We start from the raw sequence: 24,101 nt of genomic DNA, 5'->3' as shown, positions 1-24,101 counted from the left end.
TTAAAAAGACAATAAAAAAAAGAAACAAGTGAAGGTGGCACGTGATAACAAATAAACCTTTTGATAATACTAAAAAATGGTTAATTATAATTTATTTAATATCTCTTAATGTGTTTTTTTTAACTATTATTTATTGGGGTCATCACCCCTTAATCAACCGTTGTTTTTTAAATGTTTTTGGTTTTTATCAACCTGAAGCAAAAACTAAATTAACTAATGAAGAAACAACTGCTTATCATGAAGCCGGACATGCTTTAATCACCCTTTTATATCCACATAATTATGAAATGTCTTATGTAACAATTATTCCGCGCGGATCAACTTTAGGACACTCTAAACATAAAATTTTAAAAAATGATTGGAAAAATAATGTTTTAGTTGCTTTAGCTGGTACTGCAGCTGAATCTTTAGTAGCTTGCAATAATCAAATAGATAAACAAAAAGTTGGAAAAGGTTCTGGTTCAGATTTTAGCAAAGCTCGCAAGATATTAAATAGAAATTCTAAAAATCCTAAAAATGATTTTAATTTGTTGTTAAAACAAAGTGAAGATTTACTTTCTTTAAACAAAGAAACTTTAGATCAAATAGCCAAATTTTTGACAATTAAAAAAATTTTATCACGAGATGAACTTTACGATATTTGTCAAAAATATCCTTTAAAAAAGTCATAAAAGATATTTAAAACGATATCAAAAAAAAGATTTATAAAAACATTATAATTAATCAATAAACAATATTTAATTAGGACTTTATTCATTAGAGTCTTTTTTTTATGTTGACAGAAACAATCAATTATTTATTAATTAAATTTGATGAGAAGCGAAAAAAAGCAATCCAAGATAATTTAAAAAAACATTTTACTAAGCGCTAAAATTATTTTTTTTGATGTGTATTACTAATATATTAATTTTTTTATTTTGATAGGAATTAATATTATTTCGAGATTATAAATTTTTTAGTTAAAAAACTTTCTTGAATTAAATTTTTTTGAATTTGTAAAAAATTTTAAGAAACTTGATGATATCAAGTTAAAACCTTAGTAAATTAATTTTTCTGAGTGTTAAACTTGTTTTTTTGGTGTATAATTATAACTAATAGTGAAGTTTAAATTATTTTTTGAATTTGCAAAATAGTTAATTTAAATATTTGCTATGATTATTGAAATAGAATAAAAAAAGAGAAAAGGAAAAAAATGAATTTAAAAGTATTTATTAAAAAAAATAAAAAATATCTCTTTTATTTTTTTTCTTTGGTATTTATTGTTTTGACGATTAGTATAATTGTTTGGTTAATACAAAGAGATTATGACAATGGTCAAAAAAACAAAGCAAATAAAAACAGGCAGGAATCATATTATAATTTATCAATTACTAACACAAAAAAAGGTTATATAGTATGCAATATTATGAATGAAAAAAGATTTAACAAATCTAATAATAGAATTATGTCAGAAATTATAAAAGAAACTCAAAAAAATACAAATAACCAGTTACTCAACCAACCAGAAACAGAAGATATCCAAAATATTATTTACGATTATAATGATCAAGGATACTTGATATCTAGAAAAATGTCTTTTAAAACTAACTCTGAAACAAGAATAAAGAATGATGAATTTGTAAATTATTTATATAATGTTCATAATTTATTAAAAAAGGAAGAGAGATTTTTCAAAGGCGAAAACACCCCTTATGAATCTGTTGAATATGAATACGATTCGAATAATAAATTGATTAAAAAAACCGCAAAAATATTCAATACAACATTTGAATATAAATTTATTTATGATACAAATGGTAAAACGATAATAAAAATTGATAATTATAATAATAAAAATTTAAGTCCAAATAATAACTCGATATTATTAAAAACTTATCAACGCAACGAATATCACGAGCCAAATCTTTTAACACAAGAGACGATTTACAATAATGTTAACCAACAAATAATAGAAACAAGAATGTATACCTATGATACAAACCATAACATTATAAAAAAAGAAATTCTCCAACCAAATAATGTAGATCCAGTTAAAATAGAAGAAATAAACAATTATGAAGATAATAAATTAAAGAAAAAAATAAAAAAATATTATAAAAAAGTTTCGGGCCAATATGAATTGAAAGATTTTAACGATGAAACAAATTATGAATATAATAAATCTATTTCCACTATATAAAATTTTTTATCATGAAACATGTTTTTAACATATAAAAATATATAAATTAAAAAATAAGATATTTATACGAAAAAAAGGAAAAATTTTATGTTTAATAGGTTGATTAGAAAAATAAATTTTTTAAAAGTTTTTATATATTTTGTTTGTATTCATTTATTAATTAAAATTTTGTTAAAAATATCTTATTTAGAATATTTACCAACCACATTTAATACAATTTTAAGAATTTCTAGATTTGTTGATTTTATTTATGATTTTTTCAAAAATATATCATCCACTTTATTTTTCTTTTATATATTTATAAATATTACGAAATCCTCAGGCCAACTCAATTCCAATCCTTTAGTATCTTCCAAACAAAAATCCCTTTTTACTTTCAAAGATGTAGCAGGAAATGAAGAAGAAAAAGAAGAAATAAAAGAATTAATTGATTTTTTAAAACAACCTCAAAAATACGCCTCTATTGGAGCTCAAGTTCCAAAAGGAGTTCTACTTGAAGGACCACCAGGAACTGGAAAAACTTTATTAGCTAAAGCTTTAGCTGGTGAAGCTCAAGTACCTTTTTACGCCGCCTCAGGTTCTGAATTTGTTGAAATGTACGTTGGAGTTGGTGCCAGCCGTATCAGAAAACTATTTCAAGAAGCCAAACAAAACGCTCCTTGTATTTTATTTATTGATGAAATAGATGTTTTAGGTGGTAAAAGAGGAGGAAATTTTTCTGGTGGTTCTCGAGAAAAAGATCAAACTTTAAACCAACTTTTAACTGAAATGGATGGCTTTACTCAATCTAAAGGTATTATTATTGTTGGCGCTACTAACCGCGCTGATATCCTAGATCCTGCTTTATTACGACCTGGTAGATTTGACCGTATTTTTAAAGTAGGGTTACCTGATGTCAAAGCACGTGAAGCTATTTTAAAAGTTCACGCTCGTAATAAAAAAATAGTTAATGATATTGATTTCCATCAATTAGCGAAACAAACACCAGGTATGAGTGGTGCACAATTAGGGGCTGTTTTAAACGAAGCTTCCATTTTAACTGTTCGTAACCAAAAAGACTTAATAACAATGACTGAATTAGAAGAAGCAATCGACCGTGTTTTAATGGGACCAGCAAAGAAGTCTATTAAATATACAGAAGAAGAAAGAAAAATGGTAGCTTATCATGAAGCTGGACACGCGGTGATTGGTATCAAATTACCTCATGCACAAATTGTTCAAAAAATTACTATTATTCCTCGAGGTTCTGCAGGGGGTTATAATTTAATGATGCCAGAAAAAGAAACTTTCTTTTCTTCTAAAAAAAGAATGTTAGCAAATATTATTTCTTTTTTAGGGGGAAGAGTCGCTGAAGAATTAGTGTTTGATGATATTTCTAGTGGTGCTTATGACGATTTTAAACAAGCAACTAAAATAGCTCGCTTAATGGTAACTAAATATGGCATGAGTGAATTAGGACCAGTACAAGATTCCGAATTTTCAGATAAAAAAGCGATTGATATAGAAATAAAAAAAATCATCGATGAATGTTTTAAGCAAGCTCAAATTATTATAAAAGAAAATAAATCTTTATTAGATAAAATAGTAGTTACGCTTTTAGAACAAGAAACAATTACTCGAGAAAAAATTGAAAAATTATTGTAAAAAATAATTGTTGCAATAACGATATTGAAAATGAATAAATAAGAGACTTTTAGGAGTCTCTTTTTTTTGGCAGTCCAAATTCTTTTGTAATATTTTACATTTTTTTATTATTTCTCAATTTTGAAAAAGTATATAAAAAAAATCACTTAAAAAATGAGTCTATTGTTTGATTAAATTGTAAAAAGTTTTAAAAAACATTGTCATTATACTTTTTTATTAAATATCGGTTTTTCATTTCTATAATGATTAAAGGGAGAATAGAAAAAAAGACTAACTTAGATAGTTAGTCTTAAATAATTTTTAAAAAATAAAAAGTATCTAAACTTTTGGAACATCTCATTTTAATTACAAAAGTAACAAAAATTATAATTAATGTTATAATATGCTTGTGATTGTGTATTTTATTTTATTTGCGATATCAAAAAGACATGAGATGATGTATTAAAACAAAAATAACCAAAAACTTGTATGAAAATATATAATTAATTATATAAAAAGAAGATAGACTATAGCAATCTTTTAAAATTGATAAATTTCAATCCTAGTTTTTTTAATTTTTTGAAAAGAAATATTAATTTTTAAATTATTATTTATTTTTAAAAAATATCATCAAAAACACAATATTTTAATTTGATTAAATATTTTATCAAATATAAAAATAATTTTTTAGGAGGTTTTATGTCTTTTAAGATTTTTAAAAATATTAAAATAAAAGTTTTATTTGTGATTTTCTTAATCTTCTTTTTTTTAAACATTTATTTGATTCCGGTTTTCGCTTTAATTGTTCACGAAAGCGGATTTAATTAGACTGCCCCAAAAAAAGTGAACTGGTTTAAAGCAACAAAATACTCAAATTATTTATTAATTAAAAATAAATAGTTTGGGTATTTTTTGTACCCAAATGCAAAAAAGGAGAAAAGATGTTAGAAGCTGAACGTGCATTGTTAGGTAGTTTGTTTTTAAATCCAGAAAAGATGGATGCTGTGAGAATTTTAATTGAAACTCGCAATTTCACCACATCACAACATCGCTATATATTTGAGGCAATGAAGCACCTACGAAAACTAAATCTTTGATGGTTTTAGAAAGTTTGAAAGTTACTACTGTTTTAGCAGGAATTTTTAGTTTTTTACCTGTTTGAGGGTTTCTTCCTATGTGGGCTTTTCTTGATTTTAAAATAAATTTACCGATAGAAGGTGATAAAACTACTTCTTCATTGGATGTGATTGCCTCATTCAAAACAAATTCAAATGAGTTATAAAATTCCTCGGTTTTTGTGATTGAGGTTTTATTTACCTCAGCTATTTTTCTAATTAATTCTTTTTTATTCATTTTTTTAAGTTCTCCTTTGGTTTTTTTGTTTTTTGAGTTGTTGGATTTTTTCTTTGTATTCTTGGGCTTCTGCTGTTCGTTTTCGTGCTTGCGTTTCATATTCTTTGGCCGCAACTGAAAACATTTGTGCTAATGCTGGGTGTTTTTTCGTTTTTATTGTGTATTTTTTTTCTTTTGTTCTGAATCGTTGAGCTTCTGTTGTGCTATTTTGTGACATTTTTATTAACACTTGTGATGATGCTTCGTATTCTTTTATTTTTGCTTCTAATTCTTTGATTTGTTTTTCAATGTCTTTTTTAGTCGTTTTTTTATTTTTCCTTCTTTTTATTGGTTTATTTATCATCATCGTTATTGTTTTCGTAGTCATCATCGTCATTTTCATAAACGATTTCAATGTTTTCATCTTTACAATATTCTAATAAATCATTAACTTCATCATCAAGTGATTCAAGCACGTTTTTGCTAATGTCATCTTTGAGTTTGTAAAAATAATATTGAATTGATGATAAAAAGGAATTAATTTCTTCTTTGTCATCATCAGTTAAATTTTTTGAATATTCAATTTTATCTGAAACTTCTACGTTCCAAACGGTGCCATTCGCAGCTCTAAAAATTCGCGATAATTTAAATCTTGTGCGTCTTCCGTTAGGTATGTAATTGATGATAAAAATTCTAATAATATTTTTTTATTTTTCATTTTTTATTTCTCCTTATTTTTTTTGTTCGTTTTTTACGTAATTGGTGTTTGAGTGGTGAGTTTTTGTTGCGCGTTCGTCTTTGTTGTATTCGATGATGAAATCGATTGTTTTGCTGTTGTGTTGGAAATGGGTTGATTTGGTTAGGCGACCTGTTTGAGGATTGTAATCGGCGATGTACTCGATTGTTTTGCCGTTGGGTTGGTATTGGGTTATTTTGATTAGTTGTTTGTTTTCGTTAGTTTGTTTGATTATTCTATTAGACTGCCCCAAAAAAAGTGAACTGGTTTAAAGCAACAAAATACCCAAATTATTTATTAATTAAAAATAAATAGTTTGGGTATTTTTTGTACCCAAATGCAAAAAAGGAGAAAAGATGTTAGAAGCTGAACGTGCATTGTTAGGTAGTTTGTTTTTAAATCCAGAAAAGATGGATGCTGTGAGAATTTTAATTGAAACTCGCAATTTCACCACATCACAACATCGCTATATATTTGAGGCAATGAAGCACCTACGAAAACTAAATCGCGAGATTGATTACGTTTCTGTTAGTTCTACTTTAGAAACTAATAATAATTTAAACAAAATAGGAGGAATTGACTATTTGATTGAATTAACCGAAGAAACCCCACCAACTCAATATTTAGACACTTATATTGATTTAATCAAAGAAAACACCCTTAAAACTGATTTATTAGATTTAATCAAACATTTACCTATTGAATTATCAAAAACTAAAAATATACATAATTATTTACAAACAGTCAAAAATCAAGTTGAAGGATTTATCCAAAATACTAAATCACCTTTTATTTCTACAAAAACATTAATCCCTTCTCTTCGCCAAAACATTATTACTGATAACGAAGATAACCAGTTTATAGGAATTAAAACAGGTTTTGACAATCTCGATGAATTAGTTTCTGGGTTTAAAAATAAACAATTAATTATTTTAGGCGCAAGAACTGGAATGGGTAAAACCGCTTTTATGCTAAATTTAATCACAAACATTACAAAAAATTTTCATCAAAAACAAGAATTAGAATCAAAACCAAAAAAACAAAATGCAGTAATTTTTAGTTTAGAAATGACATCAGAAGAATTAGGAATTCGTTTAATTTCATCAGTATCACAAGTACCCTTAACAAAACTGCAACACAAAACCTTAAATAAAGAAGATAGATTTGCATTAGCCAAAGCTGAATTTGAATTAACTAAATTAAATATTTTAATTGATGATGATAGAAATAATAAAATTGAAGATATTAAAAACAAATGTCGCCAAATGAAATATACAAAAGGACTTGATGTTGTTTTTATTGATTATTTACACTTATTAAAAGAAGAACAAAATTACAATACCTATCAAGCAACAGCAGTAATTTCGCGTGAACTCAAAAAACTAGCAAGTGAACTTAATATTCCAATCATAGCTTTAAGTCAAATGAATCGCGCGACAAACATAAGAGAAGTCAAATCACCACAATTATCGGATTTAAGAGATTCAGGCACTATCGAACAAGATGCTGATGTTGTAATGTTTTTACACCGCGAAAGTTATTATCAAAAACCAGACAATAACCCATTCACTAATTTAATCATTGCCAAAAACCGCAGTGGACAACTAGGTGAATGTAATTTTAATTTTTACAAACAAATCCAAAAATTTGAAGTTTTAAATTAAAAAAGGAAATAATAAAATGAATCAATTAACTAATTTACATTTCAAAAATATTAATGTTTTTAATAATCAAAATTCATGTGTTAACATAACCAAACAAATATGTCAACCATCTTTTTTTACTAAGCCTTTTAATGAATATATGTTAGAATCTCACAATAATCTAAATAAATATCCAGATAAAAACCAATACAACTCCCAAAGCCAAAAAGCAATTCGTGGCAAAATAAACGAATACTTAATTTTACTTTATCTAAACAACAAAGGAATCACAAACCTTTATACGCAATCCTATTTATTCTTCATTCCCGACATCAAATTCGATTTGGTTTTATTCACTAAAACCAAGCGCATAATTGCATTCAATTTCAAAACGTCCCTACGAGACCGTTACAAACAAACAATTGTCGAAGCCCAACAATTAAAAAAACTAGATACCCGTTTTGAATTCTATTTATTAACTAACAACACTATTGAATCCCAAAGACTAAACAACAAAATTGCAAATGGCAAAGTTCAAGGAATAAATCAAGTCATTAATCTATTTTCTAACACCGCCAATCATTTTTTACAAAACTTACTTACCAACCAATTCATCTCTTTTTCACCAATTAATTTAATTAAAAAAATGGTGCACTCAAATGACAAATAAATTAATCGTTTTTGAAGGTTTAGATGGCAGCGGAAAAACTACTTTAATTAAACAATTAAAAAAATATTTCAAAAACCAAAACAAAAAAGTAATTTTGTGTCAAGGATTAGGAAGCTCTTTAATTGGTAAACCAATTAGAAATTTATTTTTAAATCAATCAAATTTATCACCTAATACTAGATTTTTACTTAGTTTAACTAACATGCTCCAAACCCAAGAAGAGCTCATTATTCCTGGTTTATCCAAAAATTACATTGTTTTAGTTGATCGTTGGTATGATTCTACTTTTGCTTATCAAAGTGACGATATGAACCTTGATTATGGCGACGAAATAACGACTTCAAAAATCATAAATCATTTCTTAATTAAACCTAATTTAACTATATATCTAGATATTACACCTAAAATAGGATTACAAAGAAAACAAAATCAACCCAATCACAAATTAGATCCAATCGAACAAAAACCATTAAATTATTTTACAAATGTTCGCAAAAATTACTTAAACCAACACAAATACTGCAATAATCCAAATTGCAAACACGAAAATTGCAATAGTTTTTTAATTAATGCAACACAATCTAAAAATAAAATTCTAAAACAAATAATTAAAATTTTAACCATTAAAAAAATATTTTAAATTTTCAAAAAAAGGTAATAAAAAATGACAAATTCATTAACTTTTTTATCTCAAACAAAAAATTTCATCAAACGCCACCACCTACAAATTGATTTATTAAAAACAATAATTGATAAAAACAACATACAAATCAATAAATTATTTAACCTTTTGCCATCTAAAAACTCTTATTCAGATATTTATTTTGAAATAGAACTAGAAATTCAAGAACTTTTAGCAGACAACGAGGAACTCCAACACAAAATTGAAATCATCCAAGAATATTACATTGTAGGTTTTCAAAAATTGAAAGAAAAATTAATTTCTTTAAATCAACATCAAAGATTGTATGAAATTGATTCAATCCATCTTTACAATCACATTTGTAAAAATATTTTTGAGCTTAATTTTTACTCCCGTGTTTATTTAGATTCATCTTTTTTATATGGGTTAACTTCTTTCACAATTAACATTTTAAAAAAATATAATAAAAATTAAACAAATAGGAGAAATAAAATAAAATGAGTAAAAAAACAAGCAAAAAAATTAAATCATTAACTAAAACCGCCAAACCTTACAGAGAGAAGGTACAAGATTACACAGAGAATGCGCAAGAATACACAGCGGAGGCACAAGAATGCGTATCTTTGACGCAAGAATACACAGCGATGGCACAAAGATACACAACCTATGCGCAAGAAGACATAGCGGAGGCGCAAGAATACACAGTAAAAGCACAACAATTAGAAAATGAAATTGAAAGATTAAAAAAGGAAATATAAAAATGAATATAATCAAAGAAACAACCGACAAATATGGTTATAGAATAATCAAAGAAACTAATTCACAAAACCAATTAATCAAAAGTAATCGCATTCCGCCCCAACACCGAAACAATTTGGCACATCACCGAATATAACCCCCAAACAGGAAACGAAACCAAATCAACCTACTACAAATCCGACGGCACAACAATTTGGCACATCGACGAATTCGACCCAAAAACAGGAACCAAAACCAAAGAAACCTGGTACAACTCCGACGGAAAAACAATTCATTCCATCACCAAATACGACCTTGAAACAGGTAAAAAAATCAAACACACCAGCTACAAAGAAGATGGTGAATTCCTTTTCATCGCCAAATACGACCCCAAAACAGGTAATCAAATCAAATACACCAGCTACGGCATTCATGCCTCAACCATTAGTTGCATCAAAGAATACAACCCCCAAACAGGAAACGAAACCAAAGAAACCTGGTACAACTCCGACGGAAAAACAATCGACCACATCTACGAATACGACCCTTTCCTCAAAAGAACCTATTACCACGATGACGGTAAGACAATTTGGTATATCACCGAATTCAACCCTTATAATTCAATGTATACAAGAAAAATAATTAAGACATCTCTTGATGATTATAACAATGAAAATGTTTGTTTAATTGAATTATCAAAGAAGAAAATAAATAAAAAGGAGAAATTAAAAAGAGTGAAAAAAATAACAAAAAAAAGAAATACTCCCAATAAATCAAACCAACGAAATAAAAGAATATGAAGAAATCACATTAAACTAACCGATGAACCAAACTAAAAATAAAAGGAGAATTAAAAAAATGCAAACAATAAAAAAAGAAACAACCAACGAATATGGTTACAAAGGAATCCAAGAACTAGACCCCCAATCAAATAAAGTAATCAAACAAACCACATTCCATTCCGACAATACAACAATTTGGTACATCGAAGAATTCGATCCTCAAACAGAATACCAAACCAAACAAACCTGGTACGGTTCTGATGGTAAAATCGAAGCCATCGCCAACTACAATCCTCAAACAGGATACCAAACCAAAGAAACCTATTACGGCTCCAATGGTAAAACAATTAGTTCCATCGACGAATATGACCCCAAAACAGGATACCAAACCAAAAAAACCGAATACAACTCCAATAGCACAACAATCGACTACATCATCGAATACAATCCTAAAACAAATAAACCAATCAAACAAACCACATTCCGCCCCAACGGCACAACAATTTGGTACATCACCGAATACAACCCCCAAACAGGAAACGAAACCAAATCAACCTACTACAAATCCGACGGCACAATTGAAGAGGTTGAAAATTTTTCCCGAAGATGATGACGACCACGAATGCCAATTGCGAATATTGTGGTTATTAAAATCAAAAATTAAATAAAGAAAGTGAGAAAATATTATGTCAAAAACAACCCCTATAAAAAACAAACTCAAACCAAAAAAATCACCAATTATAAAAACAACTAAACAATCAACACAAACTATAACAAATCCAAAGGAGAAACAAAATCAAATGAAAACAACAATCAAAGAAACAACCGACAAATACGGTTATAGAATAATCAAACAAACTAACGAAAACAAACAACTAATCAAAATAACCCAATACCAACCCAACGGCAAAACAATCGAGTACATCGCCGATTACAATCCTCAAACAGGTCGCCTAACCAAATCAACCCATTTCCAACACAACAGCAAAACAATCGATTTCATCATCGAATACAACAAAGACGAACGCGCAACAAAAACTCACCACTCAAACACCAATTACGTAAAAAACGAACAAAAAAAATAAGGAGAAATAAAAAATGAAAAATAAAAAAATATTATTAGAATTTTTATCATCAATTACATACCTAACGGAAGATGCACAAGATTTAAATTATCGCGAATTTTTAGAGCTGCGAATGGCACCGTTTGGAACGTAGAAGTTTCAGATAAAATTGAATATTCAAAAAATTTAACTGATGATGACAAAGAAGAAATTAATTCCTTTTTATCATCAATTCAATATTATTTTTACAAACTCAAAGATGACATTAGCAAAAACGTGCTTGAATCACTTGATGATGAAGTTAATGATTTATTAGAATATTGTAAAGATGAAAACATTGAAATCGTTTATGAAAATGACGATGATGACTACGAAAACAATAACGATGATGATAAATAAACCAATAAAAAGAAGGAAAAATAAAAAAACGACTAAAAAAGACATTGAAAAACAAATCAAAGAATTAGAAGCAAAAATAAAAGAATACGAAGCATCATCACAAGTGTTAATAAAAATGTCACAAAATAGCACAACAGAAGCTCAACGATTCAGAACAAAAGAAAAAAAATACACAATAAAAACGAAAAAACACCCAGCATTAGCACAAATGTTTTCAGTTGCGGCCAAAGAATATGAAACGCAAGCACGAAAACGAACAGCAGAAGCCCAAGAATACAAAGAAAAAATCCAACAACTCAAAAAACAAAAAAACCAAAGGAGAACTTAAAAAAATGAATAAAAAAGAATTAATTAGAAAAATAGCTGAGGTAAATAAAACCTCAATCACAAAAACCGAGGAATTTTATAACTCATTTGAGTATGCTTTAAAGATGGCAATAACATCCAACGCAGAAGTGGTTTTATCCCCACAAATCGGCAAATTCATCTTAAAATCAAGAAAAGCCCACATAGGAAGAAATCCTAAAACTGGAAAAAAACTAAAAATACCTGCCAAAACAGTAGTCACTTTTAAACTTTCTAAAACCATCAAAGATGAAGTTAAGAAACTAGAATTAAATTAAAACCAACAAAGGAGAATAATATGAAAATAAAAAATAATTTCATACCTATATTTGCGGTTACTATATACTCCGTAATAATTGCATTTTTTACTTTCAAAATAATTAATTATTTTGAATTAAGTGCAAAAACTATATTCCACATTACAACATTTGGAATTTTGTTGCAAAATATTTTATTTTTTATATTAATTTCAATAAACCCAAAGGAGGAATAAAACAAAATGAATAAATTTTTAAAAGCTATATTATCAACAATCCTTATTATTATAGTTCCAACATCAATTTCGTTTTCGCTTTTCAAAATATTTGAATATTTTACCTTAAGCATAGAAACCGTAAGTAAAATAACACTGACAATTATAATATCTTTAATTTTTATAATTATTTTTTTAATATTAATTTCAATAAACCCAAAGGAGGAAAAAATATGAGCGATGGAATGTCAGAAGCATACTGTGGTACTTACTTCAAGGACCGTTCAAAAACTTCAAAAAAACAAACCAACAAATATAAAAATCCGAAAGGTACATGGCTTAACTTAAAACATCCAACTAAAACCATGAAAAACAAAAAGAAAGAACTTAAAACTAAAAGAATTAAAAATTATTAAAGAAAGAAGGATTTAAATTATGTTTATTTTTTCAATATTTACGTACATTAGCAATTTTGTTGTTAAATTTACCAAAGGATTTACCATCACCGAAATTCTTGACCGAAGAATGGATGTAATTCAAACAACTCTTTTAACAATCTTTGTTGTCACAGGTTTTAAACCAATTTTTACACTATTATTTAACATCATTATTTTTTGCAAAGATACCATCATCGGCATCTTTTTCCCCAACAAAAAACTCCGAAATTTAGAAATCAAAAATGCCAAACAAGAATACTTAGAACAACAATTAATAAAAAAATTAGATAAAATCAACGAAAACCAAGAAAAACTCCAAAACAAAATTGCCACCCAAAGAATCAAAGTTTCTCATTGGAAAGATAAAAAAGAAAGAAAAAGATTGTTAAAATTACATAAAAACAATCAATCGAATATCAGAAAGGATAACGAAAATGAATGATTTAAATTTTACTATTGGTTTTTTAATTGGTTGTTTGTTTACAACTGCTTTGATGTTCCTTTTTAAAAAACTATTCTTCTCTCTTTTTCAACATTCTCATCCCCAAGAAACAAAAGAAATAAAAAAAAGATTACAAGAACTAGAATCAATCAAACAATTAAACACTAAAACAGAAAACAACAATCCAATTAATCCAAAACAAAAACCAATTGAATTAAATAACAAAGAAATAGAAAAAGAATAATTATTATGCAAATCAAAAATTTAAATCAACGCACCAAATTATGGTACCAACACCGTAAAAAATACATCAATGCATCTGAAATAGGAAGTATCACTGGAAATGATAAATTTAGAACCTTAGAACAATTAATACATGACAAAATATTTGGAACAACTTTTACTTCCAACAAATACACCGAACACGGCAACAAAACTGAACCCCTAGCACGTAGTTTCTTTGAAAAAACAACTAAACTAAATTTCCCTGATACCATCTTTACTGACGATAAAACAAAAATGTTTTCATCCTCTCTTGATGGATATAATTCTAAAACTAACACTTTGTTAGAAATAAAATGTCCTTATGTGGATGAAAACAATAAAACATCTGCATCTTGGAACGGCTTTTTTTCAAATAAAGAAGTCCCCATTAACTACTGGGCCCAAGTTCAATGCCAATTATATTGTAGTCAAGCTAAATTTGCTTACTTTTTGGTTTATTTTGATGACATAAACTTTCATGTTGTCCGCATTTATCAAGATAAAACCTTCATCCCTAAAATGATTGCTGATAGTAAAAAATATTTAAATCTTCTAAATAAAGCAAAAGAAGAACTAGCTAAAACTACTTATTTAAAAAAACTAACTAAAATTAAGTAATAAAACAAAACATAAAAAAATAGACTCAAAATTTTAGCCATAAAGGTCCCTCAAAAACAAAAGTCGACTCATTATACATCGCTTATCATTATAAAAACACCGCTCTTTAAAGAAAGGAGAAAATATGAAACTTTCAACCAAAATATATCTTAGTTTTTTAGCAATATTTAGTTTAATTCTAATTGTTTTATTTATTGTTGGATTAACCAAATCACCATCCACACCCATTCCCAACCAAAATCCAACAATACAACCCCCAACAAACCAAAAAGAACTAAATCCCAAAGATAAAGAAGATCTTGCCAAATTACAAGCTCGTTTACAAGAATTAGAAAAAAGTAATCAAAAAAATATAGAAAACTCAAAAAAATTAAAAGAAGAAGACAACATTTTATCACAAAAAATCAATTCTAATTTAACAAAGATAAACACTTTAAATCAAGAAATAAATAACCTCAATAACCAATTAGAAGAAAAAACCAAACAATTAAACAACAAAGAAACTAACTTAACTGACGAAGAAAAAAAGAAATTAAAAACTGATTTAAACAACTTAAATCAAGAAATCTCTAATTTAACACAACAACGCGATAACATCAATAATGAAACAAAACCACTAACTAAAAAACGAATAGAAATCACACAATCTCAATTAACCAACCACAACACAATTCAAGAAACTAACTCAGAAATAAATAAAACTACCAATTTTAAAGATATTTATGAAAAAATCAACATCTTACAAAAAGCAATTAATTACAATAACGCAAACAAAGAATTAATAAAAGAACAAATAACTAAAAATCAGGATAATCCCCAAGAAATCCAAAACTTAAAAAGCTATGATTTATTCTTAGACGATCAATTAATTCAATTCGAAAAACAAATTAAACAGCTAAACAATGAAATTGAAATAATTAAAAACCCAAATACACCCAAACTTGAAAAAAAGAAAGTTATGTTTAAAGATGTATATGGAATGGAAAGAGAAAAAGAAGAATTAGAAGATTTAATTTATTATTTTAAAGATGATAACAATGATTTAGTAAATTATGACAAAATTAAACCAAAAGGATACTTATTATATGGTCCCCCAGGAACAGGAAAAACCTTTTTAATGAAAGCTTTATGCAACGAAAGCGGAGCTTATTTTATTGAATTTGAACCATCTAAATTAGACAAAAAATATATTGGAGAAGGAACCGAAGAATGGGAAAACATCTGGAAAGATGCGCAAAATCACAATAAAACTATTATCTTCATTGATGAAATAAGCGGACTTGCTAATAGAGAAGATAAAAACGTTAACAACACAAGCAAAAATATAATCAATAATATGTTAACTAAATTAGATGGTTTTAATAGCGCTGACAAAAAAATAGTTTTAATGGGCTCAACAAACCACCTCGGCCAAATTGATAAAGCTTTAAGAAGTAGATTTTCCAAAGAAATAAAAATTGATTTAATAAAAGACGAAGAAATTGAAGGTTTCTTGGAATTCTTAACAACCCCTTATCAAATTAGTTATCATACTTACCTTCATTTAAAAGAAATTGCAACAAGATGCAAAGGTAAAAACTATTCTAACCGTGATTTAACAACTATTATTAATGAAGCTTACAATAAAACTAATAAATATAAATCAATGAATCCAATTCATGAAGTAATGTTGCCGTCCGACTTAGAAGAAGTGATGGATGTAAAACAAGGCATCAATAAAGATATAACCGATATTAAAAAACGTAGAAAAGAATGCGAAGACCAATATGAAGCATGGAAACAAGGCCTATTAAAACACCTAAAACCTCCAAAAGACGAAACAAAAGTAGAAAAAAAATATGTTTTTTATAGCCTAAACGGCCTTGGTCGCGGAAAACACACCGAACACCAACCAACCGACCTCGCACCATTCGTCAAAAACCCATTTGATAATTGGTACGACGGAGATTTAACATCAGATAAGTTTGGAGTTTTCCACACAAAATTCCAACATAAAGATTCACAATTTAAAAAGGACGGTCATGTTAGTGTAGATCCAACAAATCACTACATAGAAATTACATACGAAGGCCCTAAATGGTTACTCGAAGAAGACAAAGACTTTTTCATGGATGAAGTAAATTGCATCTCAAACAAGAGAAGTCCTGAAGGTTCTTTGAAATACAAAACCTACTACCTCCACTTCAACCCCAAACAAGCCTACATCACCCTATACACTCAAAAACACAACACAAAAGAAAATAAATAATTAGAAAGCGAGAAAACAAAATGGAAACTATTCAAAAATATTCACCTTATATTTGTTTAATAATTTTTACTTTAACAACAATCATAATCTGTAATTTCAATAATAATAATTTGAAAGAAGGCATGAAACTTGAAAACGAATACTTAAAAGACAATATCAATTTAAAAAGCGAACACTTAAAAGAAAACATCAATCAAGTTGAAAAAAAAGTAGATGAATTCAAACAAGAAACAAAAAGGAATTTTGAAAAATTTGATGAAGATTTAAATAATTTAGAAGAAATTGTAATAAATCAAAATAATTCAAACAAAGAAAGCGAGTAAAAATATATGGCAAAAAAAAATAATTCAAACTCCAAAAGCAAAACCAAAGGCGATAACTTCTAAAAAAGTTATCCCTCGAAAAATCCAAAAACCAACAAAAACAGTTAAAAAAGTAATTATCAAAAAACCTCAAACAAAACTATCTACAAAAAAAGAAATTAAAAAAATAAAACAACCAATAAATCCTACAAAAGTAACCTCAAAAAGAAATAACAAATCTACAAAAATAATTGTAGAAACTCAACAAAAACAAGATAATTGGTTTGTAAAAATAATCAAATCACTAAAAACTACAATTCTCTTTTTATTACCATTTTTGTTAATTGGTGGCGGAATATTTCTTGTGGTTACTAAATTCTTCCCTGAATTAGCTGCAAAATTTGGCGGAGCATTTAAAAATTTAAAAGATACCTGTCATAACATAAACGACAAAACCGCAGAAGCATTAGAAAAAATAGGGATTAGCCCTCAATATTCTTCTGTTGCTTCAAAAGCTCTATGGCTTATTGGTGGTTGTCTACTTGCTGGTGCATGTTGTTTCATCCCATTTGTAGGACCTTTAATCGGAAGTTTGGTTTTAGTTGCAACTATCACTTATGTATCAATAACTTCATTAACAGATAAAACACCCCAAACCCCACCAACTAACAACTCCCCACCACAACAACTAGAAAATAAAAACGAAAACCCAAAAATAGAAAACAAAACCAACAACACACAACACCACGAAGAGCCGATAGAAACAAACAATAACGACGAACCCCAACAAAAGGATTCTCAAAAAAACAACAAAAAAAAACAAACAAATCTCCTGAATTAACTAATAACCCCCAAACTCCTCAACTAACTATGCAACAACCAATTCATAAACAAAAAGAAGAACATAAAAGGAATTCGTTGAATCCCGAAATGCAAAAACAAGTTGAGGAGTTAATTCAACAAGAAAAAGCAAAAACTCAACAATTAGAACAAGAAAAAAACTATCTAGAAGCTAATTTACAAGCTCAACAATTAGAAATGTTAAATATAAATAATCAAAAATATCAATTAGAAAACCAACTTCAATCAAAACAAAAAGAATTAAAAGATAATAAAACATTGAGTAAAGAAGAAAAAGATAAATTAAAAGAAGAATTACAAAAAAACTTAATTAATAAAAACGAGGAATTAAACACCTTGAATCAAAAATTAGAACAAGAAAAAGAAAAACAAGATGAATTAAATAACCTTATTAATCAAGAAAAAGAATCTTTAGGAAAAAAAGAAAAACAACTTGAAGAACAAAAAAACCTATCAGATGAAGAAAAACAAAAATTAACTCAAGAAATTCAAGGTATTCAAACTAATTTAACTTCTAAAAATGAAGAATTAAAGAATGTAAATCAAAAATTAGAACAAGAAAAAACAACCCAAAAGGAGTTAAACAAAGTTATTAAAGAACAAGAAGAAAAATTAACACAAACTCAAAAATCCAGTGAAGAAAAAGAGAAACAATTAACTCAAGAAATTAAAGATATTAAAACTAATTTAGCTAATCAAGTTAAAAATACCGAAAACAAACACAAAGAAATCGAACAATTACAAACTCAAACATCACAATTAGAAAACCAATTATCTTCAAATAAACAAGACTTAGAAAAACTCCAACAACAAATTAACCAAAAAGAAGAAGAATTACAAAAAAAAGAACAACAATTAAACGAGCAAATTAATTTATCAAACGAAGAAAAACAACAACTAAATTCAGAAATTAAGATTTTAAAAACTGATATCAACCAAGAAAAGGTTAAATTTGAAGTTCAATTATCACTTAAAGAAGAAGAAATTAACCAATTAAAACAAAATGAAAATGATTTAAGACAACAATTGACTCAAAAACAAGAAGAAACTATGAGTTTAAGAGATAAACATGAAAAAACTTTGGAAGAAATCCAAAGACAAATAGATAATTACAAAAACATTGTTTCGGAACTAGAAACTGAAACCGAAAACCTAAAAGAACAAATTGCAAAAAACAATGAAAATGCAAAAATACTACAAGAAGAATTATTAACTAAACAAAACAAAATAAACACAATCAACCAAGAATTAGGTAGTCTTTCACAACAACAAATCTCTTTACAACAAGAAATATCAAATTTAACACAACCTCAAGATGAATGGCAAAAAAATTGTGAAATTAAAGCTAACGAAACATTATCAACTTACGATAATAAAGATGGTATATATTATTCTCCTGTGCCTTTTCAAATAAAAATAAAACCAATTTTACATGCAGAAGATATGGGTGATTGGTGTTGTAATAGAGGTTTCCAAGATAAAAATATAACAACAATAGATAGTTATAAAACTGAAATTAACGGAAATGATGTTTATTATATACGTTATAGTGAAAGAAGTAGTTATATAGGAACTTTGACTCATGATGATAAAAGTTGGTTTATGGATGTTGAAAATTATAAAAATGGTCCTAATAAACAAGAATATTGGGAATTAAAATTTAGTCACGATGTAAGTACTACTCCACCACCAAATAAACTCGATAATTATAAATCCATATTAGAAGAAAAAACAAATAATTTAAATGAAATTACGCAACAATTAAACAATAAACAAGAAGAATTAAATAAACAAAAAAATGAAATTACTGATTTAATTACCAACCAAAAACCTGATGACACTCTACAACAAGAACTAAACAACAAAGAAACTCACATCAAAACCTTAAAAGACGAAATGCAACAACTAGAAATTAAAGAACAAGGTTTTAGAAGTGAAATAGATACTTTGAAGTTAGAAAATAAAAACCTTAAAGAAAAATATACTAACGATTTAAACAAAATTCAAAAAGAACTTAATACATATAAAGATGAAAACGAACAACTAGAAAAAGAAATGCAAGAAATACAAGATGAATTAGTTAAAAATGGAAATGCAAACGAAGCGTTAGTCAACCAATTAAACAATAAACAAACTCAAATCAAAGACTTAAAAGGCAAAATCAACACCTTAGAAGCCAATGAAACTCAATTACAAGAAATCATCAAACAAAAAGACGAAGAAATAGCCAAATTACAACAAACCATCCAAGAACAAGCAGAACAAATCATCAAACTAACTGCTGAAATTGAAGCCAACATGGAAACCTTCAAACAACAAGCAATGAGGATTAAAGAACTAGAAGGTGCAATTGCAGGACTTGAAGGCGCTAGTGGTTCATTAGGATTCGAAAACAAAGAATTAAGACATGAAATTGAAAAACTAAAAGCACAATTGAAAGCCGAACAAGACGCACACAAAACAATGAAAAAGCAGTTAGAAAAAGATATAAATGATTTAAACTGCAGAAACTCAAAATTAACCACTGAAGCAAAGAAATTAAAAAATAAGAAAAAGGGTTGGCAAATAGGTGTAGAAAGAACAGGAGCAGTGGTTACAACAGGACTTTCGGTTAAATCAGGGGCTATTTATGGTGCCGCAGCTGGTTCTGTTTTAGGCCCTGTTGGAACTGTTATTGGTGGACTTGCTGGTGCAGCTTTAGGCGGTGCAACAGCGGTTGCAACAAAATGGGACACATTCAAAGAATGGTTTGGTTGGTAACAATAATGCATATTTTTTTGCATTTTGTTTTGTTTGTGTTAAAATAATAATAAGTTAAAATTATAAAAAAAAGGAATCAAGATTAGAATGGAGTTATTTAAATTATTAGTTATTATAGGTATTTTGGGTATTATTTTTGGATTAATCCCTTTATGGATTTGGTTTATTCAAAAACGAGAAAATACAAATAGGATTAAAAAAGTCAATATAAAGACAGCTTTGATTGTTTATTATGTCATGATGTCTATTATAGTTCTTGCTTTTGGAGTGTTTTTGTTTTTAGATATAAAATATGATATCACCAAAACAAAACCAAAAATTTACCCTATCCCCAACACCAAAATAGAAACACATGATGAATGGTTTCAAGCGAAAGAAAAACAAAGAGAAAGTGAAAATTATTATGATTCATACAGAATTGATTATAGCGAAGAAGCTAAGGAAAAAATAAAAAACATAAAAGCTAACGAATTAGAATTAACAATAAATGGTGTTAAAATTGAAGGTACTCCGATGATTAAAAGAACCTACACCTTCTATGGATTAGCTGGATTAGGTAAAGGAAAACACCCCGAACACGAACCAACCGACCTCGCGCCATTCGTCAAAAACCCATTCGACAATTGGTATGAAAAAGGTTATACAGTAGATGAGTTTCGCGGTTTCCACACAAAAATCAAAGACGAAGACTCACAATTTAATGACAACATGATTGTAGCCCCATCAAATCACTACATAGAACTAAACTACGAAGGCCCTAAATGGTTACTAGAAGAAGATAAAGACTTTTTCATGGATGAAGTAAATTGTCCTACAAATAAAAGTCGACCTAAAGGCTCTTTGATAAACAAAACCTACTACCTCCACTTCAACCCCAAACAAGCCTACATCACCCTATACACTCAAAAACACAACACAAAAGAAAATAAATAATTAGAAAAAGGAGGAAAAATCAAAAAAAATGAATAAAGAAAATCAACCCCTCCTATCCTCCCTCAATTCCCTCCATGAAATCGCCTAAATTTATAAAAAGGAAAATACTAATTTGAAAAAAGAAAGAGAAACCCAAAATCACAATTACTTTTACAATTTTATTAATAACAACAAAAAATTTGAACGCAAATGGCAAAGCGAAAGAAGTGGCTTAAAAATAATTGACGATATTTTAAATAAAGCTTCAAAAAAAGGAAATAATAAAGCAGGATATCCAGATTTTGTTTATGAAAATACTAGTAAAAAACTTTTAATTTTGGTAGAAATAAAAAATGATATAAAAAAACATCGATGTTTTTCAAATAATACAAAAAATCCAGAAATTTCTTATGCTGTCGAAGGGGTTAAACATTATCTTCATTATTTTTGTGATACTCTTTGTAACTGGAATAAAATAGGGATTGCTTTGTCAGGAAATATTGAAGATAAACACGAATTAACTCATTTTTATATCAAAAACAATTCTATTATAGAATTAAAAGACAAATTATCGATTTCAGAAATTTTAAAAAATGATGATGAATATTTACAATTATTTAAAAATGATAAATTCGAATTAGATACTATTATAAAACAATCAGCTAAAACAGCTAGAATAATTAATATTCAATTAAGACCATTAGAAGTTCAATATAGACCTATTTTAATTTCTATTTTATTAATTTGCTTAAAAAATACCAAGTTTAAGGAAAAGTTTGATAATCAAAAAAACAATATATATTCTTATGATTCTAAATTAAAAGAAAACAAAAGAAAAATAGAATATGAAGATGCTTATGACAGTTTATTACAAGACATTAATACTGCTATAAAAAATGTTTTACGAAATCAAAACATTAATAATGAAAAAATTAAATATTTACACGAACAAATGCGTTTAATTAAATCCTTATTAGGAGATAATGGTTTAGAAATAATTAAAGATGTTTTAGAAGAATTGAAAACAAACATTTATCATCTATTAGACAGCAAAAATAAATATAGTTATGATATTATTGGTAATTTTTATGAGGTTTTTTTAAAATATGCTGGTGTAACTAATGTCAAAAACGGAATTGTTTTAACACCTAGACATATTACTGAATTATTTACTAAATTAATTGATATTAGTAGTACTGATGTTGTTTTAGACCCCTGTTGTGGCACTGGTGGTTTTTTAATTGCGGGCATGAATTCTATTATCGATAAATTAGATAATAAAAATGAAAAAGAAATTAATAAAATAAAACAAAATCAAATTATCGGTTTCGATAAAGACCCTACTATGTATACTTTATCAATTTCTAATATGTTATTTCGTGGTGACGGGAAATCACAAATTTATAATTTAGATTTTTTCAGTGAGGAAGTTGATAAAAAAATAAAAGATGGAACAAAAAAACCGACCATTGGATTTATTAATCCACCTTATGCTGGAAAAAGCACACCAACAAACCCTACTAAAAAAGAAATTGAGTTTTTAGAAAAACTGTTAAAGTTGGTTGATGGTCGTGTTGTGATGATTGCACCTTTAAGCACTTACATAAATGACAATACAATAAGAAATAGAATTTTAAAAAAACATACTTTGGAAAAAATAATTCAAATGCCAAAAAAAATATTTGAACCTAATGCTTCTACGCATACAGCAATTTCTATTTTTAAAACTAACACCCCTCACAACAATAAAGAAGTTGATTTTTATAACCTAGAAGATGATGGTTTAGTTTTATTTAAAAATAAAGGTAGAGTTGACCGTTTTCACAAATGGGGTGATATTGAAAAAGATTTTTTAAATAAATTTCATTCCAAATATTACGATGGTTATAATTATTTAAAACACCCAATTAAAGAAAACGATGAATGGATTTCATTTGCATATGTTAAAACCAATTATAATAACTTAACCGAAAAAGATTTTTTGTTAACTGTTAAAAAATATGTTATTTTTCAAATAAAAAAAGATTTAGGAATTTTAAATAAAAATTTAGATGAAATTACTTTGTTAGAAAAACTTAACCAAAAAATTGTTTTCACACAAAAAAAATCGAACATAACAAAAAATACTTATTTTGACATATTTAAAAATTGTAAAAGTTTTCAAATTAAAGATTTGTTTAAAGTTAAAGGAACCAAAACAACATCTAAAGAAGAAATAGAAGAATATGAAAAAGGTGAATATGCATATGTTTCTACTAGAGCGACTAACAACGGAGTGATAAGCTCCACGAAAATAGAACCAGTTGAGAGCAACAATTTTATCGAAAAAAAATATGATTTTTTTCGAAAAACCAAATTGCTTATTAATTACTATTATTATATCATGAAAACATTTTTTTAAACAACAAAACGAAAATAAAATAATAATATTTATTATTTTTTAAATTTTATATCAAATGACAAGTTTTATTTTATAATAGTATAATATATGTATATATATAATATAAGAAAGAAATAAAACTCTTAAAAAGTTTTATTTCTTTCTTATATATTTAACTCATATATATTATACTATTAAAATAATATACTTGTAACACTAAAATATAAATAAAATTATTTTTTTACGTAATT

The 24,101-nt window shown here is 27.2% G+C and carries 30 protein-coding genes; 26 read left to right on the top strand and 4 right to left on the bottom strand.

All coding sequences use genetic code 11. From position 1 onward, the window contains the following. Window positions 1-41: 41 nt before the first annotated feature. The 4 genes from PSOL_RS02105 to PSOL_RS02090 all read left to right on the top strand — a co-directional run bounded on the left by PSOL_RS02105 (window position 42) and on the right by PSOL_RS02090 (window position 4,899). The gene (locus tag PSOL_RS02105) at window positions 42-671 is read left to right on the top strand and encodes a hypothetical protein (RefSeq protein WP_349401698.1); all 630 of its coding nucleotides are present in this window, start codon (window positions 42-44) and stop codon (window positions 669-671) included. 521 nt (window positions 672-1,192) lie between these two features. Next, window positions 1,193-2,179: a hypothetical protein gene (locus PSOL_RS02100; RefSeq protein WP_349401696.1), complete on the top strand. Its 987-nt coding sequence runs from the start codon at window positions 1,193-1,195 to the stop codon at window positions 2,177-2,179. Window positions 2,180-2,266: 87 nt separating this feature from the next. Then, window positions 2,267-3,823, top strand: a complete 1,557-nt coding sequence (gene ftsH / locus PSOL_RS02095; RefSeq protein ID WP_349401694.1) for an ATP-dependent zinc metalloprotease FtsH — start codon at window positions 2,267-2,269, stop codon at window positions 3,821-3,823. Between the two features lie 920 nt (window positions 3,824-4,743). Beyond that, on the top strand, window positions 4,744-4,899 hold the full coding sequence (locus PSOL_RS02090) for a DnaB-like helicase N-terminal domain-containing protein (RefSeq protein WP_434062260.1): 156 nt from the start codon (window positions 4,744-4,746) through the stop codon (window positions 4,897-4,899). Here PSOL_RS02090 and PSOL_RS02085 read toward each other — a convergent pair. The 4 genes from PSOL_RS02085 to PSOL_RS02070 all read right to left on the bottom strand — a co-directional run bounded on the left by PSOL_RS02085 (window position 4,835) and on the right by PSOL_RS02070 (window position 6,123). Next, the gene (locus PSOL_RS02085) at window positions 4,835-5,155 is read right to left on the bottom strand and encodes an HU family DNA-binding protein (protein ID WP_349401692.1); all 321 of its coding nucleotides are present in this window, start codon (window positions 5,153-5,155) and stop codon (window positions 4,835-4,837) included. The two genes, PSOL_RS02090 and PSOL_RS02085, sit on opposite strands and share 65 nt — an antisense overlap. A gap of 4 nt (window positions 5,156-5,159) precedes the next feature. Beyond that, window positions 5,160-5,498 (bottom strand): hypothetical protein, encoded by a 339-nt coding sequence (locus PSOL_RS02080; RefSeq protein ID WP_349401668.1) that lies wholly within the window; start codon window positions 5,496-5,498, stop codon window positions 5,160-5,162. Beyond that, complete coding sequence (locus PSOL_RS02075; protein WP_349401670.1) at window positions 5,488-5,610, bottom strand: hypothetical protein; 123 nt, start codon at window positions 5,608-5,610, stop codon at window positions 5,488-5,490. Before PSOL_RS02075 ends, PSOL_RS02080 begins: the two co-directional genes overlap by 11 nt. A gap of 255 nt (window positions 5,611-5,865) precedes the next feature. After that, window positions 5,866-6,123, bottom strand: coding sequence for a DUF2963 domain-containing protein (locus PSOL_RS02070; protein ID WP_349401690.1), 258 nt, complete (start codon window positions 6,121-6,123; stop codon window positions 5,866-5,868). A gap of 103 nt (window positions 6,124-6,226) precedes the next feature. On the opposite strand from PSOL_RS02070, the gene dnaB reads away from it, so the two are divergent. From dnaB to PSOL_RS01950, 22 genes are all read left to right on the top strand, one after another. Continuing rightward, window positions 6,227-7,534, top strand: a complete 1,308-nt coding sequence (dnaB, locus tag PSOL_RS02065; RefSeq protein WP_349401688.1) for a replicative DNA helicase — start codon at window positions 6,227-6,229, stop codon at window positions 7,532-7,534. Between the two features lie 16 nt (window positions 7,535-7,550). Further along, window positions 7,551-8,183 carry a hypothetical protein gene (locus PSOL_RS02060; RefSeq protein ID WP_349401686.1) on the top strand — a complete coding sequence of 211 codons (633 nt, stop codon included), beginning with the start codon at window positions 7,551-7,553 and terminating at the stop codon, window positions 8,181-8,183. Continuing rightward, entirely contained in the window at window positions 8,173-8,823 is a 651-nt protein-coding gene (tmk, locus tag PSOL_RS02055) for a dTMP kinase (protein ID WP_349401684.1), read from the top strand. The genes PSOL_RS02060 and tmk overlap by 11 nt, the downstream gene beginning before the upstream one ends. A gap of 24 nt (window positions 8,824-8,847) precedes the next feature. Beyond that, window positions 8,848-9,300, top strand: coding sequence for a hypothetical protein (locus PSOL_RS02050; protein ID WP_349401682.1), 453 nt, complete (start codon window positions 8,848-8,850; stop codon window positions 9,298-9,300). A 23-nt stretch (window positions 9,301-9,323) separates the two neighbouring features. Then, entirely contained in the window at window positions 9,324-9,584 is a 261-nt protein-coding gene (locus PSOL_RS02045; protein ID WP_349401680.1) for a hypothetical protein, read from the top strand. Between the two features lie 2 nt (window positions 9,585-9,586). Next, window positions 9,587-9,721 carry a hypothetical protein gene (locus tag PSOL_RS02040; protein ID WP_349401678.1) on the top strand — a complete coding sequence of 45 codons (135 nt, stop codon included), beginning with the start codon at window positions 9,587-9,589 and terminating at the stop codon, window positions 9,719-9,721. Continuing rightward, window positions 9,672-10,364, top strand: coding sequence for a DUF2963 domain-containing protein (locus PSOL_RS03410; protein ID WP_434062264.1), 693 nt, complete (start codon window positions 9,672-9,674; stop codon window positions 10,362-10,364). Before PSOL_RS02040 ends, PSOL_RS03410 begins: the two co-directional genes overlap by 50 nt. Before the next feature lie 58 nt (window positions 10,365-10,422). After that, the gene (locus PSOL_RS02020) at window positions 10,423-10,956 is read left to right on the top strand and encodes a DUF2963 domain-containing protein (protein WP_349401674.1); all 534 of its coding nucleotides are present in this window, start codon (window positions 10,423-10,425) and stop codon (window positions 10,954-10,956) included. A 76-nt stretch (window positions 10,957-11,032) separates the two neighbouring features. After that, complete coding sequence (locus PSOL_RS02015) at window positions 11,033-11,431, top strand: DUF2963 domain-containing protein (protein ID WP_349401672.1); 399 nt, start codon at window positions 11,033-11,035, stop codon at window positions 11,429-11,431. 255 nt (window positions 11,432-11,686) lie between these two features. Then, complete coding sequence (locus PSOL_RS02010) at window positions 11,687-11,809, top strand: hypothetical protein (protein WP_349401670.1); 123 nt, start codon at window positions 11,687-11,689, stop codon at window positions 11,807-11,809. Continuing rightward, a complete protein-coding gene (locus tag PSOL_RS02005) occupies window positions 11,799-12,137 on the top strand; it encodes a hypothetical protein (protein WP_349401668.1) in 339 nt (112 codons plus the stop codon). Before PSOL_RS02010 ends, PSOL_RS02005 begins: the two co-directional genes overlap by 11 nt. Window positions 12,138-12,141: 4 nt before the next feature. Further along, window positions 12,142-12,432, top strand: a complete 291-nt coding sequence (locus tag PSOL_RS02000; RefSeq protein WP_349401667.1) for an HU family DNA-binding protein — start codon at window positions 12,142-12,144, stop codon at window positions 12,430-12,432. A 427-nt stretch (window positions 12,433-12,859) separates the two neighbouring features. Beyond that, window positions 12,860-13,042 carry a hypothetical protein gene (locus PSOL_RS01995; RefSeq protein ID WP_349401665.1) on the top strand — a complete coding sequence of 61 codons (183 nt, stop codon included), beginning with the start codon at window positions 12,860-12,862 and terminating at the stop codon, window positions 13,040-13,042. Window positions 13,043-13,061: 19 nt separating this feature from the next. Next, the gene (locus PSOL_RS01990) at window positions 13,062-13,505 is read left to right on the top strand and encodes a hypothetical protein (protein ID WP_349401663.1); all 444 of its coding nucleotides are present in this window, start codon (window positions 13,062-13,064) and stop codon (window positions 13,503-13,505) included. Then, window positions 13,498-13,749 carry a hypothetical protein gene (locus PSOL_RS01985; protein WP_349401661.1) on the top strand — a complete coding sequence of 84 codons (252 nt, stop codon included), beginning with the start codon at window positions 13,498-13,500 and terminating at the stop codon, window positions 13,747-13,749. Before PSOL_RS01990 ends, PSOL_RS01985 begins: the two co-directional genes overlap by 8 nt. Before the next feature lie 5 nt (window positions 13,750-13,754). Beyond that, entirely contained in the window at window positions 13,755-14,387 is a 633-nt protein-coding gene (locus tag PSOL_RS01980) for a YqaJ viral recombinase family protein (RefSeq protein WP_349401659.1), read from the top strand. A 124-nt stretch (window positions 14,388-14,511) separates the two neighbouring features. Continuing rightward, on the top strand, window positions 14,512-16,635 hold the full coding sequence (locus PSOL_RS01975; protein WP_349401658.1) for an AAA family ATPase: 2,124 nt from the start codon (window positions 14,512-14,514) through the stop codon (window positions 16,633-16,635). 20 nt (window positions 16,636-16,655) lie between these two features. Continuing rightward, window positions 16,656-16,958, top strand: coding sequence for a hypothetical protein (locus PSOL_RS01970; RefSeq protein ID WP_349401657.1), 303 nt, complete (start codon window positions 16,656-16,658; stop codon window positions 16,956-16,958). A gap of 316 nt (window positions 16,959-17,274) precedes the next feature. Next, window positions 17,275-17,778, top strand: a complete 504-nt coding sequence (locus PSOL_RS01965) for a hypothetical protein (protein WP_349401656.1) — start codon at window positions 17,275-17,277, stop codon at window positions 17,776-17,778. Between the two features lie 29 nt (window positions 17,779-17,807). Next, window positions 17,808-20,558: a hypothetical protein gene (locus tag PSOL_RS01960; protein WP_434062259.1), complete on the top strand. Its 2,751-nt coding sequence runs from the start codon at window positions 17,808-17,810 to the stop codon at window positions 20,556-20,558. An 87-nt stretch (window positions 20,559-20,645) separates the two neighbouring features. Then, window positions 20,646-21,491, top strand: a complete 846-nt coding sequence (locus PSOL_RS01955; RefSeq protein WP_349401654.1) for a hypothetical protein — start codon at window positions 20,646-20,648, stop codon at window positions 21,489-21,491. 112 nt (window positions 21,492-21,603) lie between these two features. Continuing rightward, entirely contained in the window at window positions 21,604-23,871 is a 2,268-nt protein-coding gene (locus PSOL_RS01950; protein ID WP_349401653.1) for an HsdM family class I SAM-dependent methyltransferase, read from the top strand. Window positions 23,872-24,101: the final 230 nt, after the last annotated feature.

The organism is Candidatus Phytoplasma solani (assembly GCF_040126175.1).
Taxonomy (GTDB): domain Bacteria; phylum Bacillota_I; class Bacilli_A; order Acholeplasmatales; family Acholeplasmataceae; genus Phytoplasma; species Phytoplasma solani_A.
The sequence above is the reverse complement of the archived record's forward strand: the minus strand, read 5'-3'. Positions and strand labels throughout refer to the sequence as shown.